At 67.4% G+C, this 13,972-nt stretch carries 17 protein-coding genes; 6 read left to right on the top strand and 11 right to left on the bottom strand.

From position 1 onward, the window contains the following. Positions 1–139 precede the first annotated feature (139 nt). Positions 140–1,102 carry a M56 family metallopeptidase gene (locus ACFVUS_RS07870; protein WP_387762436.1) on the top strand — a complete coding sequence of 321 codons (963 nt, stop codon included), beginning with the start codon at positions 140–142 and terminating at the stop codon, positions 1,100–1,102. Here the strand turns inward: ACFVUS_RS07870 and ACFVUS_RS07875 are convergent. The 8 genes from ACFVUS_RS07875 to ACFVUS_RS07910 form a co-directional block, all read right to left on the bottom strand. Then, positions 1,011–2,312, bottom strand: a complete 1,302-nt coding sequence (locus tag ACFVUS_RS07875; RefSeq protein ID WP_387762438.1) for an MFS transporter — start codon at positions 2,310–2,312, stop codon at positions 1,011–1,013. The genes ACFVUS_RS07870 and ACFVUS_RS07875 overlap by 92 nt on opposite strands. After that, positions 2,309–3,433, bottom strand: a complete 1,125-nt coding sequence (locus ACFVUS_RS07880) for a PLP-dependent cysteine synthase family protein (protein ID WP_387762440.1) — start codon at positions 3,431–3,433, stop codon at positions 2,309–2,311. The genes ACFVUS_RS07875 and ACFVUS_RS07880 overlap by 4 nt, the downstream gene beginning before the upstream one ends. Positions 3,434–3,532: 99 nt before the next feature. Beyond that, complete coding sequence (locus ACFVUS_RS07885; protein WP_387762442.1) at positions 3,533–4,096, bottom strand: hypothetical protein; 564 nt, start codon at positions 4,094–4,096, stop codon at positions 3,533–3,535. Between the two features lie 170 nt (positions 4,097–4,266). Beyond that, entirely contained in the window at positions 4,267–4,638 is a 372-nt protein-coding gene (locus ACFVUS_RS07890) for a BlaI/MecI/CopY family transcriptional regulator (RefSeq protein WP_375953342.1), read from the bottom strand. Between the two features lie 253 nt (positions 4,639–4,891). Continuing rightward, positions 4,892–5,254 (bottom strand): ACT domain-containing protein, encoded by a 363-nt coding sequence (locus ACFVUS_RS07895; protein WP_364632589.1) that lies wholly within the window; start codon positions 5,252–5,254, stop codon positions 4,892–4,894. Between the two features lie 115 nt (positions 5,255–5,369). Then, a complete protein-coding gene (locus tag ACFVUS_RS07900) occupies positions 5,370–6,026 on the bottom strand; it encodes a response regulator (protein ID WP_387762445.1) in 657 nt (218 codons plus the stop codon). Further along, entirely contained in the window at positions 5,993–7,156 is a 1,164-nt protein-coding gene (locus ACFVUS_RS07905) for a sensor histidine kinase (protein ID WP_387762447.1), read from the bottom strand. The genes ACFVUS_RS07900 and ACFVUS_RS07905 overlap by 34 nt, the downstream gene beginning before the upstream one ends. A 5-nt stretch (positions 7,157–7,161) precedes the next feature. Next, positions 7,162–7,650, bottom strand: coding sequence for a hypothetical protein (locus ACFVUS_RS07910; RefSeq protein ID WP_387762449.1), 489 nt, complete (start codon positions 7,648–7,650; stop codon positions 7,162–7,164). 132 nt (positions 7,651–7,782) lie between these two features. On the opposite strand from ACFVUS_RS07910, the gene ACFVUS_RS07915 reads away from it, so the two are divergent. The 4 genes from ACFVUS_RS07915 (at position 7,783) to ACFVUS_RS07930 (ending at position 10,458) form a co-directional block, all read left to right on the top strand. Next, on the top strand, positions 7,783–8,622 hold the full coding sequence (locus tag ACFVUS_RS07915; protein ID WP_387762451.1) for a TIGR02452 family protein: 840 nt from the start codon (positions 7,783–7,785) through the stop codon (positions 8,620–8,622). Further along, a complete protein-coding gene (locus ACFVUS_RS07920; RefSeq protein ID WP_387762453.1) occupies positions 8,619–9,212 on the top strand; it encodes a DUF4291 domain-containing protein in 594 nt (197 codons plus the stop codon). Before ACFVUS_RS07915 ends, ACFVUS_RS07920 begins: the two co-directional genes overlap by 4 nt. A 166-nt stretch (positions 9,213–9,378) precedes the next feature. Beyond that, positions 9,379–9,756, top strand: a complete 378-nt coding sequence (locus ACFVUS_RS07925; protein WP_387762455.1) for a hypothetical protein — start codon at positions 9,379–9,381, stop codon at positions 9,754–9,756. A gap of 87 nt (positions 9,757–9,843) precedes the next feature. Further along, a complete protein-coding gene (locus ACFVUS_RS07930) occupies positions 9,844–10,458 on the top strand; it encodes a methyltransferase family protein (RefSeq protein WP_387762457.1) in 615 nt (204 codons plus the stop codon). Positions 10,459–10,461: 3 nt separating this feature from the next. Here the strand turns inward: ACFVUS_RS07930 and ACFVUS_RS07935 are convergent, their stop codons facing one another. Continuing rightward, the gene (locus ACFVUS_RS07935) at positions 10,462–10,839 is read right to left on the bottom strand and encodes a hypothetical protein (RefSeq protein WP_387762459.1); all 378 of its coding nucleotides are present in this window, start codon (positions 10,837–10,839) and stop codon (positions 10,462–10,464) included. 75 nt (positions 10,840–10,914) lie between these two features. On the opposite strand from ACFVUS_RS07935, the gene ACFVUS_RS07940 reads away from it, so the two are divergent. Continuing rightward, positions 10,915–11,901, top strand: a complete 987-nt coding sequence (locus tag ACFVUS_RS07940; RefSeq protein ID WP_387762461.1) for a dimethylarginine dimethylaminohydrolase family protein — start codon at positions 10,915–10,917, stop codon at positions 11,899–11,901. Positions 11,902–11,966: 65 nt separating this feature from the next. Here ACFVUS_RS07940 and tpiA read toward each other — a convergent pair whose 3' ends face one another. Both tpiA and ACFVUS_RS07950 read right to left on the bottom strand, forming a co-directional pair. Continuing rightward, positions 11,967–12,752, bottom strand: a complete 786-nt coding sequence (tpiA, locus tag ACFVUS_RS07945; protein WP_387762463.1) for a triose-phosphate isomerase — start codon at positions 12,750–12,752, stop codon at positions 11,967–11,969. Positions 12,753–12,755: 3 nt separating this feature from the next. Continuing rightward, a complete protein-coding gene (locus ACFVUS_RS07950; RefSeq protein WP_387762464.1) occupies positions 12,756–13,970 on the bottom strand; it encodes a phosphoglycerate kinase in 1,215 nt (404 codons plus the stop codon). Positions 13,971–13,972: the final 2 nt, after the last annotated feature.

Genomic DNA, 13,972 nt, shown 5'->3' on the forward strand with positions numbered 1-13,972 from the left:
CGTAGATAGTATTACCGTACGAGGGTCCTACATGGCAATACCCGGGTGTGACAGTAAGGGTTCCCTCAGGTTTCGTCCGTACACTCGGGCCGACCAACGGGAGGAGTTCGATGCGGGCGGATGGACGGCGGTTGGTCCGATGAGCGTTGCCGCGTGTCTCGCGCTCTACGGATTCGCCGTCGCGGTGCTCGCGCCGCGACTACTACGCCTGGTGGAACACGGGGGCGCCACACCCCGGGTGGCCCTGGCCGCCTGGCTGTCCTCGATCGCGTCGACCGTCCTGGCTTGGGCGGTGGCGCTCGCGATTCTCATCCTCGACCTTGCCACACACCGGGTTTCGAGTGTGCCGCACCGCTTCATGGACAGCTGCCTGGTGCACCTGCACGATGCGGTGATCGGCGATTACGGCCTGCCCGTGCAGACCGGACTGCTGCTGCTGTCCGGAGTCGCCGCCCTGGCCGCCGGACTGGTTGCCGCCCGATTGGTGCGGACGCTGATGAAGGCCCGGCGCACCACGCACGAGCACGCGCGAATGGCCCGCCTGGCGGGGCGGCATCATGCCGGATTGGACGCGGTGATCCTCGAGGTCGATCAGCCCGCCGCGTATTGCGTTGCGGGCAAACCACATACGGTCGTGGTCAGTCGCGGCGTGCTCAGCGCGCTGGAAGACGAGCACCTGGAAGCGGTGCTCAGCCATGAACGCGCGCACCTGGAGGGCAGGCATCACCTGATCCTGGCGCTCACCCGGGGCCTGGCCACCGTCATGCCGCGCATCGAGCTGTTCACGCACGGCGCGGCCGAGGTGGCGCGACTGCTGGAGATGATCGCCGATGATGCCGCGGCGCGAATTCACGGCCGCGGCACCGTACTTCAGGCGCTGCTCACCCTCTCCGGCATCGCCGACGGACCCGCGGGCGCGCTCGGTGTCGCCGAAGTCGGGCTGGCGGTGCGGGTCGAGCGGCTGGCCGAGCCCGCCGCCCCGGCCCAGCGCACCCGGGCCCGGGTGACGCTCACCGCCGCGGCCGGAGCGGCGGTGCTGATTCCGCTCGCAGCGGTGGGTGTGGGGGTAATGGGCCTGGTGATATGCCCGCCGGTGGGGTGAGGGTGCGGTCCAGCCGATACAGCGCGGTCGCCGCGATGACGCCGATCCCGATCAGGCCGATCCACACCGCCCGATCCATACCCGCCGTACGGGCCGCGCCCACGATGACGCCGGTGGCCAGATTGCCGATCAGGATGCCGACGCCCACCACGGTGTTGTAGAAGCCGTAGTGGGTGGCAACGAGGCGGTCTCCGGACAGCGAGACCACGGTATCCATCTCGAAGGGAAAGACGGCGGCCGTGCCGACGGCCAGCAGGGCCGCTGCGATCAATAGCGCGATGATGGCGGCTACCGAACCGAAAGGCTGTGCGGCGGGCACGATTACAAGCGGCAGGAAAGCCGCCGACAGCATCGCCATACCCGCGACCAGACTGCGGCCGGAACCCCAGCGGGCGCGCAGCCACGCGGTGATGCGCAATTGCCCGGCGACGGCGACCACGCCGGAGATGACGAACACCGCCGAGGTCACCATTTGCGCGCTGTCACCGGCGATATAGCCCGCCTGCAACGGCAACGCCAGATACACCTGGAACGAGAGCACATACGAGCCGATCATGGCCACCGAGAAGGCCAGGAAACGGCGATTGCCGATGATCGTGCGCCAGTCCTGGAGTACCGAGGCTCCGGTCGGGGCGGCCGCCTTGCGCGTGGGCAGGGCGAACAGCTGTGCCACCGTCAGGGCCGCGAAGACCACCGCCGCCGCGGCCGCCGTGACGCGAAACTCGAAGGCCAACAACGCGAGTCCCACCAATGGTCCCGCGAGAATACCCGCCTGGTAGAAGACGTTGAAGACCGCGAATGCTTCGACGCGCCGCTCCCCCGCCTCCGCCGCCAGATAGGCGCGCACTGCCGGATTGAACAGCGCGCCCGCGAATCCCGTTGCGGCCGAGGCGATCAACAGTCCGGGGAGCGATGAGGCGAAGGCCAGCAGCGCGAAACCTCCGGTGCGCAGCAGACATCCGGCCACGATGAGCGGTTTGTAGCCGAGCCGATCCGCGAGCGTCCCGCCCAGCAGGAACATGCCCTGCTGGGAGAAATTGCGGACCCCGAGCACCAGCCCGACCGCCCACGCCGCCAAACCCAGTGGCCCGGCGAGGTATCCGGCCAGATACGGCATCAGCATGTAGAAGCCGAGGTTGATGCCGAACTGGTTGACCATGAGCAGTTGCGCCGCGCGATCGAAACCGCGGAACTTCGACAGCACGCTCATCGCACCCGCTCCACGGTGAATCGGCTGGGATCGAGCACGGTGTCACAGCGCGTCCAGGAATCGACCTGCCGCTGCGCGGGATGTGCCAGGACATCGGGTTCAGTGGGCGGGGTGATGTCCAGCAGGCCGTGTTCGGCGCAGTAGTCGTCGTTGTAAACGGTGTCGAAATAGCGGTGCGGGCCATCGGGAAACACCGCCGCGACCGTGGCGTCCGCACCGTAGGTGCGGGCCGCCCAGCCCGCTACCAGCGCGACCGCGCCGACGCTCCAGCCGCCGCTGGCCAGGTGGGTGGCCGCGAGCGTGCGGCAGGCCCAGACGGCCTCGGACGGTGCGACCCAATGGATTTCGGCGAACGCGTCGTAATCCACATTGCGCGGATAGATGCTCGAACCGAGTCCGCGCATGAGCCTGGTCCCAGCCCGCTGCCCGAAGATGGTGGAGGACACCGTATCCACGCCGATGAGCCGCAATCCGGGATTGACCCGGCGCAGCACCCGCGCCACACCCGCCGAATGCCCACCGGTACCGACCGCGCACACCAGCACATCGACGGTGCCAAGCTGTTCGATGAGCTCGAGGGCCAGGGATTCATAGCCGTCGACATTGTCGGGATTGCTGTATTGATCCGGGCACCACGAATCCGGTTCGGCCGCAAGCAGTTCGGCGACGCGATCGCGGCGCGCCTGCTGCCAGCCACCGATCGGATGCGGGGCCGTCACCATGTCCACGCGCGCGCCGTAGGCGGTGAGCATGCGCGCGACGATGGGTTCCAGCCCCGGATCGGTCACCAGGGTCACCGGGTGCCGGTACACCAGTCCGGCCAGCGCCAGGCCGAGACCCAAAGTCCCGCTGGTGGATTCGATGATCCGCGCACCGGGCGCGAGATCACCGCGCAGTTCGGCGCGCCGCACCATGTGCAATGCCGGGCGATCCTTCATACCGCCGGGATTGAAGCCCTCGAGTTTCGCCCAGAAGCCGCGGCCGCCGGGCGCGAACGGCTCCCCCACCCACAGCACCGGGGTATTGCCGACCAGGCCGCGCGGGCGGCGCGCCGCGCCGGGCGCGGCGATCACCTGCTCATCGACCAGGGCGGCGATCTTGCCGAGCATGATCTTGTCCATTGCGTATCGCTTTCGGTATCGAGCCGCCGGGGGCGGCCGAAGGACGCGGGCAGCGGACACCGGCCGATGGCGAACACACACCGGCCTGACGCTGACCGATCAGCGCCGGGCGATACACAGGCGCGTCAACAGCATTCGGCCGCTGACGACGGACGGCACCGGATTCGGCGGGCCGCGCCCGGAATCCGCGCCGGAGCAACGGGACGCGCCGAATACCGCCAGCGCGGCCGCGATGAGCAGCAGCGACTGCGAGTGCGGAATCTCCGGCGTCGCCGGCAGCGAGACCTTGAGACAGTGCTCCTGATGCGGTCCGCAATCCACGACTTGCGCTGCCGGACCCCGGAATTCACCCGGGATCACGGCGGCCACCAGTGGCGGGACCGCCGCGGCCATGCGGTGCACGCCCGCCACGGTCGCGCCGGTCACCGTCGCGGCACCGGCCCGCAGGATCGGCGGCAGGGCTGCCGACGCCACAACGGCTATCGACGCGGTACCGCCCGATTCGGCCGCCGGTGCGATCGCTTCCTCAGCGAGCGGCGTGCTGCCGTGATGGTGGCCGTCGCGGTGCGAGAGCGTGCAGTCGGCGACCACCGCCACCAGGAGCAGTACGGCGGCCAGCAGTGCCGTGAGCACCACCGAGGGCCGCCTCCGGGCTCGCCGCACGCCACCTCCCGACTCGAATCCGGTTGACCGGATGCTGGTTCCGAGGGATCACGTACGCCAGGGCGACATGATCGACACCGTCCGGAAACAATCTACTATCTCCGTACGTACTTAGTCGGAACCGTGTGAGCTAGCCGACGGTGGCGTTCGGCGCGCCGCGGATCGGCGTGTCAGCGCTTGCCGCGGGTCAGCTTGCGCAACGCCGCGCGCAGGCCCTCGGACTCCTCGGCGCTCATCTGCTCGACGAAATGCGCCAGCACCAAATCGGATCGGCCGCCGCTGCCCAGCGCCTCGCGCATGAGCCGGGCGCTGTATTCCTCGCGGCTCAGGGTCGGCCAGTACCGGTAGGCCTTACCGGCGCGCTCGCGCTCCAGCCAGCCTTTGCGATGCAGGTTGTCCATGGTCGACATGACCGTCGTGTAGGCGATATCGCGCTCGGCGGCCAAGCCGTCGAACACCTCGCGGACAGTCGTCTTCTCATTGCGATCCCAGATCCGTTCGATCACGACCGCTTCCAGGTCGCCGAAACCTCGCGCACCCATGCGTGTCACTCCTCATCTCACGACGCCTCATACGCCGTGCCTGGGCTCGAAGTCCTGGTGCGTGGTACTTGGAATAGGGGGGACGCCCGTACCTGCTCGAGCCGGTGTCCACTGGTCCGCAGCGTATGCCCTCACATACGTTCTACGTACGTAGACAGTAGTATCGTGCACCCGTGTGGGATTCCACGCAACTGGGCGGGAAATGTACACCCGTGGTTCACCTACTGGACAGTGAACACCCCGGCGGGAGTGTCTAGTCGGCTATGCGGTGCCCGGCCTCGCGGAGCACTTCGGAGGCTTCCACCAGCCGATGGTCCGGGACCAGCACCAGATCCGCGTGGTAGGTCGAGACCACGAATACCGGGATGGCGGCATCGGCGAGCGGGCCGACCAGCGCGGCCAGCATGCCGGGTTTGTCCAGGGCGTGCGGACCGTCGCCGTAGAAACCCTTCCAGCGCTCACCCTCGACCCAGCCCGGCGCCTCGCGAATCGCGGTGAGCCCCTCCGGCGCTCGCACCAGCGCGATCCAGTCGTCGTCTTCCGGGAAGGTCGAATTCGGCAGATGTTCCACCACGAATTGGGACGGGACTATGCGCAGACGCTGGCGGGCTGACATAGCTGCATCGTAGAGCCGGGCACCGACCGAATCCGCATCCGCGCACCGGGTAATTCGTGCATACGGGACAGCACAATCGGGAGCGGAGCGTCCGGCCGCGGCACCGATGGCGCGATCAGCGAGCCAAACCGGCGCGATGCGCGTACGCGATGGCCTGGCCGCGATCTCGGACGCCGAGCTTGCCGAAGAGCGAGTTGATATGGCTCTTGACGGTGCTCACACCGATGAACAGCTCCCGGGCGATCTCGGTGTTGTTGCGGCCCTTCGCCATCAGGCGCAGCACATCGAGTTCGCGATCGGTGAGATCGGCGGCCGGGGCGGCCGGGGTGTCGAGCGCGGCGACCAGGCGCGCGCCCACATCGGCGGCCAGGGTGGTGTGGCCGCTGGCGACCGAGCGAATCGCGGCGGCGATCTCGGCGCGGCCCGCGTCCTTGGTGAGGTAGCCGCGCGCGCCCGCGCGCAGTGCGCCCGCGATGGAGGCGTCATCGGCGTAGGTGGTCAGCACCAGCACCGCCGTTTCCGGATGGGTGGCGGTAATGGTCGCGGTCGCGGCGACGCCGTCGATACCGGGCATGCGCAGATCCATCAGCACCACCCGGGGTGCGAGGCGACGCACCAGTTCCACCGCCTCCGCGCCGTCGCGGGCCTCGCCCACCACCTCGACATCGGGGAGCAGGGACAGCACCGTACTGAGACCGTCGCGCACCGTGGTCTGATCATCGGCGACCACCACCGTGATCACCTGCGCGGCACCAGGATTCGCACCGTCCATCGACCGTCCTCCTTCCCCGCCGTCACCGTGCCGCCGACCGCCGCGATGCGTTCGCGCATACCGAGCAGACCCGCACCCGATCCGGAGCGGGCGAGCGTCCCGAGATGGGAGGCGATCGGATTCGACACCGTCCACTCGATCTGCGCCGGGGCATCGTGCCGCACGAGCGTAACCGGCTGCCCCGGAGCGTGTTTGCGCGCGTTCGTCAGCGCCTCCTGCACGGCCCGCGTCAGCGCCACCGTCACCTGCTCGCTCACGGCGGTGGTTCCCGCCGTGGGTGGATCGCTACCCTCGGTCTCATCGAAAGGCGTTTCCGCGCTTCGCATTTCGACAACGCCGCCCGCAGCACGATGCTCAGCCGCGAGCCGGTGCAGTTCGACGCCGAGGTCGATATCCTCCGACCGGAGCGTGCCCACCACGCGGCGGGCATCGGCCAGGCCCGAAACCGCCAGTGCGTGCGAGGCTTTCACCCGCTCCGCGGCTTGATCGGTCTTTCCCGCCTCCAGCAGCGCGTCGGCGGCATCGAGTTGCAGCACCAGGCCGCCCAGGGTGTGCGCGAGGACATCGTGGATATCGCGGGCGATGCGACCGCGCTCGGCCAGGGCGGCGGCGCGATCGCGTTCGGCGCGAATCACCCGGCTCTGCTCCACCAGCAGTCGATTCTGCTCGTTGGTGACGCGGGTCTGCCGGCGGTTCCAGCCCATCAGGGCAACGACGACGATGGAAATGGCCATGCCCAGGTAACCGGTCGCGCTGGAACCCGCCAGCACCGCGGACACGCACATGGCGGTCACCGTCACGGCCGCCATGGCGATACCGAACCACAGCGGATCGGTCAGCACCGCCACCGACAGGACCACCAGCACCAGGGCCGTGATCATCGATCCGGTCAGCTGCACGGCGGTCAGGCCGCCACCGATGGCCATGGCGGACAGAAAGATTCGCTCCGTACGCCGGGCGGTGAACGGGGTGAGCAGCCATCCCACCCAGCCGATCCAGGACACCGCGGCCGCGGCCGCCACCCACGGGTGATGCAGGCTCGAATCGTGCCAGGAGGTCGCGATCACCGCGACCAGCCCGATCAGGCGGAAGAGCCTGGTCAGGCGAGTCGGGGGCGTTCCGAGCAGCATTCGGATCAGTCTGCCGTAACCAGGTGCGACTGTGCGGCGCGACGGGCCAGCACCACGCCGCGACCCGCGCGATTCAGGGCGAGCATGATCAGAATCGCGCCAACCGAGGCCACCACATCCGCGCCCAGTTGCTTCGCGCCGATATCGACGCCGATGCGGACCGCCAGCAGGACCAGCCACAGCGCCGAGCCGAGCCAGCCGGTGCGCGCCTGCCACAGCTCGCCGGATCGGCGCACCTGCGACAGCGCGCCCATGGCGAGTCCGACCGCGATGCTCAGCGCCGCCGACACCACCAGCAGGACGATCGCCACCCCGCCGATTCCGGCCGCCGGGATCGCGGATTTGAGCTGTACGAATCCGATGACGCCGAGAATGATCGGGCCGCGCCACATGCGCATGGGGTCCAGGTCCTGCCAGCGGGTCTGGCGGAGCATGATCCAGCCGACCACCAGCACGATGATCGCGCCCTCGACTACCGCGTTCTGCAAGTTCATGATTCGAGCGTCGGGCACACAGGGATCGCGTCCCACCACCCCGGGGTGGAGTGCGGGTGGAAATCCCGCGATTTAGTGGTGGTGACCAAAATTCGGGTGACGGGCTGAGATGCGCGCCGTACGGTCTGGGATATGAGCATCAGTCCCAGGGAGATGGCCACGCGGAACGAAGCGATCGCGGACGCGGGCGGCTATCGCACGACCGACGGTATCGAGGTCGATATTCGGGCGGGCCTGGCGGCGGCGCGGGCCGGAACCGTCTCGTACGCACCCGAAGACGCCGTCGCCGGGGGCGAGCGCGGACCCTTCGCCGGGCAGATCGAAGTCACCGCCGAGGGCAGTATCGACGCGGCCCGGCGATTGTTCGAGGATGGCGGCCGGACGATCGGCGTGCTGAACTTCGCGTCGGCGCGCAATCCCGGCGGCGGGTACCTGCGGGGCGCGCGGGCACAGGAGGAGGATCTGTGTCGCAGCGCGCTGCTGTATCGCTGCCTGCTCGAGGCTCCGGATTACTATGCGGCACATCGTGATTCGACGGATCTGCGGTACAGCGACCGGGTGATCTTCTCGCCCGGGGTGCCGGTTATCCGGGATCGGCGCGGTGAGTTGCGCGCCGATCCGTACTCGATCTCCTTCCTGACCTCGCCCGCGCCGAATGCCGGTCAACTGAATTCGCGTTCGGGCCCGGGCGTTTCGGTGCGCGATGTGTTGAACGTGCGCGCGGACAAGGTCATCGCCGTCGCGGCTCGGCATGGAATCCGTGATCTGGTGCTGGGCGCGTGGGGGTGCGGGGTCTTCCGCAATGATCCCGCCGAGGTCGCCGCGGCCTTCGACTACGCCCTCGATACATACGGAGCATCGTTCGATCGGGTGGTGTTCGCCGTATGGGATCGCGCCGAGGTCTCCGCCAACCGCACCGCCTTCGAGGACAGGTTCCTCTCCCCCACAACACAATCCAGCGAAAGACAATGACGAACAACTTCGAGATCAGAGGCGATTACGACCGCGACAGCATTGTCGTGTACCAGGCATTCCGCGAACAGATCGCCGTGCCCGCGGTGGCGGCGCAGCGGTTCGTGCCGCCGTTCTCCACCAATCGCATGACCTGGATCAAACCGTCGTTCCGGTGGCTCATGCATCGCAGTAACTGGGCGCGCAAGCCCGGGCAAGAACGCATTCTCGCGGTGCGTATTTCGCGGGACGGCTGGGAAGAGGCGCTGGGGCACGCGGTGCTCACCGGTCATGACCGCCGGGTGTACGCCGACTCGACGGAGTGGCGAAAGGCGTTCTCGCGCGCGGTGGTTCACGTGCAATGGGATCCGGAGTACTCGCTGCGCGATGCCAAGCTCGATCATCGCAGTATTCAGGTGGGGCTGTCCCGGCACATTATCGAGCGCTATGTCGAGGAGTGGACCGTGGAGATTCGGGATCTGACGCCGCTGGTGCACCGGATGTCCGCGCATCTGCGCGCGGGTCATATCGAGCGCGCGAAGGCGCTGTTGCCGCCGGAGCGACCGTATCCGCTGACGGCGGAGCTCGCGCGGCGAGTCGGGGTGCGCTGAGGCGGCCACGAAGCGTTCCGCCGGGTCGCTGTGCGAGATCGGGTGAAAGCGCCACCCGGCGGCCCATTGCCGATTACCCTGCGAAACGCTTTCATTTCAGATCAGATGTGGGTCGCGACAGGCGTCGGGTTTCGTGCTGGCGGATCCGCCGAAAGGACCCTGCCGCATGCGTAAATCCCTGTGGGTCAATGGTATTGCCCTCACCGCCGCCGCGCTCATGAGCGCGGCCGGGCCCGCCTCCGCCACCGTGTCCGACACCATGGGCTACGACTCCACCTTCAAGGTCGGCGTCGATATCAAGCCCGGTGTCTACACCACCACCACGGCCGCCACCGTCTGCGCGTGGGCGCGGCTCTCGGCCATCACCGATGATCTCAGCGCCGTGCTGGAGAGCGGTGGCGCGATCAACGGCAAGGTGACCGTGGAGGTCAAATCCGGCGATATCGCGTTCTTCACCACCGGGTGCGGCACCTGGAAGTTGCAGACCACCACCAATATCTCGACCGGTTCCGGCGGCAGCGGATCGGGCACCGGTTCGTCCTAGGCGGCACCGCCGTGTCCACCCCCGGGTGGACACGGTTCGGCCCCGAGGTGGTGGTCGCGACGGCGCGCGAGGAGCACGCTGAAACACATGGTCATCATTCATCTACTGCCGAATATCGCGAGCTGGAGCGTGCAGGCGGTCGGGATCGTCTGGCTCGTCACGGCCGTCTGGTTCGCGGCGGTGCGCCGGGATACGACGCGCGGCAAACTCTGGCATTTCGCGCGCACCCTGCTGCCCGAACCGTGGATGATCATCGGTCTGGTCGCGCTGATCATCGTGTTGAACCTGCTGCCCGGCTCGCTCTGGGATCCGATCAGCTGGCGCAATCCCGCCCTGACCGAGATCGGGTCGGTGGTGGTGATCGCCTCGGCCGCGCTGATGATCTGGGCGCGGCTGGCGCTGGGGAATATGTGGGCCGGGCGGCCGATGATCCAGTCCGAACACGAATTGCGCACCGGCGGGCCATATCAGCTGGTGCGGCATCCGATCTACACCGGAATTCTCGGGGTCATGGCCGGGCTCATGCTGATGGCCGGCTTCGGGGCCTCGATCGTGACGTTCCTGTTCGTACTCGCGTGGCTGGTGCGGCGGGTGCACGAGGAGGATCGGATCCTGATCGATACCTTCGGTGCCGACTACCGGGAGTATCAGCAGCGGGTCGGGGCGCTGATTCCCTTGCCGCGCCGCATGATTCACCAGTGAGAGCTACTTGGTGGTGATGGTCTCCTCCGCCCACGGGGTGCAGGTCGACGATGCCAGGAAGTGCGTGGTGCAGCCCTGGACCTTGACGGTGTAGGTGGTGTGCGAATGCGCGTTGGTGATCTGGGTGTGGCCGCGGCTGCCGCCGGACACCTCGAACTGCGCCTCCGCGCGACCCGGACGGCTCCAGCGGACGTTATAGGCGTCGTACTTCTGATGACCGTCCCAGCCGATCTGGATGGTGGAACCGCTCTGATACAGCTCGGTGACGCACGGGCGATCCGCGGGGCACAGATGCTGGGCGCTCGCGACGCCCGCCGGGAGGACGGCGATCGATGAGCCCGCGATGGCCAATACGGCCCCGGCCAGGTAGCTATTTCTCATGTCGCGATACTCGGTGACCGCACTCTCGAAGCACTAAGCGGCAACTAACGAGACCGCTTCGCTAATATCTGGAGAATGCCCCTCGACAATGCGCGAGTTCAGGTAGACAGCGAGTTCGCGACCCTGCGAACGGTGGTCGTATCCCGCTCCGAGGTACGCGCTCCCAAGGATCTGGCAACTATCGGGCACCGTCCCCCGGTCCCCGATTCCGCCCAAGCCGAGGTCGCCGCCATCGCGGGCCACGATTTCGGCGAGGCCTTCCCCCGCGAACAGCTGCGCTGGGAGGCCGAACGCGACAATCTCGCCGCGGTGCTCCGCAAGCACGGCGTGGAGGTCCTGCGGCCCCGCCTGCTCACCGATGCCGAGAAGGCCGCGGGCGCGACCACCGGCTACGCCAACTTCTTCGTCCGCGACCCCTGGTTCACCATCGGCGACAACGTCATCGAGGGCGTCCTGCAATTCCCGCACCGCCGCAATGAAGTCCTCACCAGCCGCGAACTGCTCGTCGAACACGTAATCCCGAGCGCCGCAAGCTATGTCGCCCTCCCCACCCCCGCCATCCCGGATCCCGGCACCGGCGCGGGCCCCGGCCCCTTCCTCGAAGGCGGCGACATCCTGGTCCTCGGCAAACACATCTTCGTAGGCGCGTCCGGAATGGCCACCAACGCCGCCGGCATCGAATGGCTCACCAAATACCTACGCCCCCAAGGCTTCATCGTCACCACCGTCCCCCTCCCCGCCCACGTCCTACACCTGGACTGCGCCTTCGGCATGGTCCGCGAAGGCCTGCTCATCAGCTGCCCCGACCGACTCCCCCAAGGCCTCCCCGCTCCCCTCGAAGACTGGGACCAAATCCACGTCTCCGAAACCGAAGCCGAAGCCATGGCCACCAACGGCCTCCCCATCAACCCCACCACCTACATCCTCGACCCCGAATTCGACCGAGTAGCCGCCGCCCTCCAATTCCGAGGCATCACAGTAGAACTCATCGACTTCACCATCTCCCGCACCTTCGGCGGCGCCTTCCGCTGCTCCACCCAACCCCTCAACCGCACCGACTGAGCCGTGAAAACGGCGCAGGGGCCGGACATCTGGTGATGTCCGGCCCCTGTGGGGTGGTGTGACCGTTATGGGAGGGGGCCGCCGGCGGCGATGGCTGAGAGGGTGGCGAATTCGTCGCCCTTCAGGGAAGCGCCGCCTACGAGGGCTCCGTCGATATCGGTTTGGCTGATCAGTTCGCCTACGTTCTTGGCGTTGACCGAGCCACCGTAGAGGACTCGGACTCCGGCTGCCACTTCGGGATTCGCCAGGTCGGCGAGTTCCTTGCGGATGGCGCCGCAGACCTCTTGCGCGTCCGCGGGGGTGGCTACCTTGCCGGTGCCGATGGCCCAGACGGGCTCGTAGGCGATGACGACCTTGGAGATTTCCTCGGCGGTCAGGCCCTTGAGCGAACCACGCAGCTGTTCCAGGTTGTACTGGACGTGGGTCTTGGATTCGCGGACGCCCAGGCCCTCACCGATGCAGACGATCGGGGTGATGCCGTATTTGAGCGCCTGCTTGGCCTTGGCCAGCACCGTCGCGTCGTCTTCCAGGTGGTACTGGCGACGCTCGGAGTGACCGACGACCACGTAGGTGCAACCCAGTTTGGCCAGCATGGAACCGCTGATCTCGCCGGTGTAGGCACCCTCGTCATGGGTCGAGACATCCTGCGCGCCATAGGTGAGCAGGAGGCGGTCGCCTTCGATGAGGGTTTGCACGCTGCGCAGATCGGTGAACGGCGGGATGACCGTGACATCGACCTTCGCGAAGTACTTCTCGGGCAGGGCGAAGGCGATCTTCTGCACCAGAGCGATGGACTCCAGGTGGTTCAGATTCATCTTCCAGTTGCCCGCGATAAGAGGCTTACGTGCCATTGCTCAGTCCTCCAGTACCGCGATGCCGGGAAGTTCCTTGCCCTCCAGGTACTCCAGCGACGCGCCGCCACCGGTGGAGATGTGCGAGAAACCGTCATCGGGCAGGCCGAGGGTGCGCACGGCCGCGGCCGAATCGCCGCCACCGACCACGGTGAACGCGCCCTTGCCGGTGGCGACCACGATCGCCTCGGCAACACCGCGGGTACCGGCGGAGAACTTCTCGAACTCGAACACGCCCATGGGCCCGTTCCAGAACACCGTCTTGGCCTCGGTCAGCAGTGCGCCGAACCGATCGGTGGACTCCGGACCGATGTCCAGACCCATCCAGCCTTCGGGAATCTCGTTGGCGGGCACCACCTTCGACTCCGCGTCGGCGGCGAACTTATCCGCCACCACGATATCGCGCGGCAGGTGGATCACATCGGCGTACTTGTCGAGCAGACCCTTGCAGGTGTCGATCATCTCTTCCTGCAACAGCGAACCGCCAACCGGAAGTCCTTGCGCCGCAAGGAAGGTGAAGCACATACCGCCGCCGATGACCAGCGTGTCGACCTTCGGCGCGAGCGCCTCGATGACAGCCAGCTTGTCGGAGACCTTGGAACCGCCGAGCACGACCGCGTACGGCCGCTCCGCGTTCTCGGTGAGCTTCTTCAGAACCTCGGTCTCGGCCGCGACCAGCCCGCCCGCGTAATGCGGAAGCAGCTTGGCCACATCGAATACCGACGCCTGCTTGCGGTGCACGACACCGAAACCGTCGGAAACGAACGCACCGTCATCGCCGACCAGCTCGACCAGCGCCGCGGCCAGCTTGGCCCGCTGCGCGTCGTCCTTGCTGGTCTCACGCGCGTCGAAGCGAATGTTCTCCAGCAGCAACACATCACCGTCGGTGAGGCCCTCGGACCGCGCGAGCGCGTCCTGCCCCACCACGTCACCGGCGAGCTGCACATTGCGGCCCAGCTCTTCGGCCAGACGCGCAGCTACGGGAGCGAGCGAAAGCTTCGGATCCGGCTCACCCTTCGGGCGGCCCAGATGCGCGGTCACCACCACTTTCGCGCCCGCCTCGGCGAGCGCCTTGATGGTCGGCGCCGACGCGATGATGCGGCCCGGATCGGTGATAGCACCGTTGTCGTCGAGGGGAACGTTCAGGTCGGAGCGCACGAGCACGCCCCGACCCTCGACACCCTCGCTCAGCAGATCCTGGAGTGTCTTGATCGCCATCG

It is taken from the genome of Nocardia sp. NPDC058058 (assembly GCF_042885355.1).
Classification (GTDB): Bacteria; Actinomycetota; Actinomycetes; order Mycobacteriales; family Mycobacteriaceae; genus Nocardia.

Excerpts from the sequence above, each read along its gene's own strand:
- ACFVUS_RS07875 (WP_387762438.1), bottom strand. The coding sequence starts at position 2,312 with ATGAGCGTGCTGTCGAAGTTCCGCGGTTTCGATCGCGCGGCGCAACTG.
- ACFVUS_RS07905 (WP_387762447.1), bottom strand. The coding sequence starts at position 7,156 with ATGCTGCTCGGAACGCCCCCGACTCGCCTGACCAGGCTCTTCCGCCTG.
- ACFVUS_RS07940 (WP_387762461.1), top strand. The coding sequence starts at position 10,915 with ATGCCCCTCGACAATGCGCGAGTTCAGGTAGACAGCGAGTTCGCGACC.
- ACFVUS_RS07870 (WP_387762436.1), top strand. The coding sequence starts at position 140 with ATGAGCGTTGCCGCGTGTCTCGCGCTCTACGGATTCGCCGTCGCGGTG.
- ACFVUS_RS07880 (WP_387762440.1), bottom strand. The coding sequence starts at position 3,433 with ATGGACAAGATCATGCTCGGCAAGATCGCCGCCCTGGTCGATGAGCAG.
- ACFVUS_RS07895 (WP_364632589.1), bottom strand. The coding sequence starts at position 5,254 with ATGTCAGCCCGCCAGCGTCTGCGCATAGTCCCGTCCCAATTCGTGGTG.
- ACFVUS_RS07925 (WP_387762455.1), top strand. The coding sequence starts at position 9,379 with ATGCGTAAATCCCTGTGGGTCAATGGTATTGCCCTCACCGCCGCCGCG.
- ACFVUS_RS07920 (WP_387762453.1), top strand. The coding sequence starts at position 8,619 with ATGACGAACAACTTCGAGATCAGAGGCGATTACGACCGCGACAGCATT.
- ACFVUS_RS07950 (WP_387762464.1), bottom strand. The coding sequence starts at position 13,970 with ATGGCGATCAAGACACTCCAGGATCTGCTGAGCGAGGGTGTCGAGGGT.
- ACFVUS_RS07900 (WP_387762445.1), bottom strand. The coding sequence starts at position 6,026 with ATGGACGGTGCGAATCCTGGTGCCGCGCAGGTGATCACGGTGGTGGTC.
- ACFVUS_RS07890 (WP_375953342.1), bottom strand. The coding sequence starts at position 4,638 with ATGGGTGCGCGAGGTTTCGGCGACCTGGAAGCGGTCGTGATCGAACGG.
- ACFVUS_RS07935 (WP_387762459.1), bottom strand. The coding sequence starts at position 10,839 with ATGAGAAATAGCTACCTGGCCGGGGCCGTATTGGCCATCGCGGGCTCA.
- tpiA (WP_387762463.1), bottom strand. The coding sequence starts at position 12,752 with ATGGCACGTAAGCCTCTTATCGCGGGCAACTGGAAGATGAATCTGAAC.
- ACFVUS_RS07930 (WP_387762457.1), top strand. The coding sequence starts at position 9,844 with ATGGTCATCATTCATCTACTGCCGAATATCGCGAGCTGGAGCGTGCAG.
- ACFVUS_RS07910 (WP_387762449.1), bottom strand. The coding sequence starts at position 7,650 with ATGAACTTGCAGAACGCGGTAGTCGAGGGCGCGATCATCGTGCTGGTG.
- ACFVUS_RS07915 (WP_387762451.1), top strand. The coding sequence starts at position 7,783 with ATGAGCATCAGTCCCAGGGAGATGGCCACGCGGAACGAAGCGATCGCG.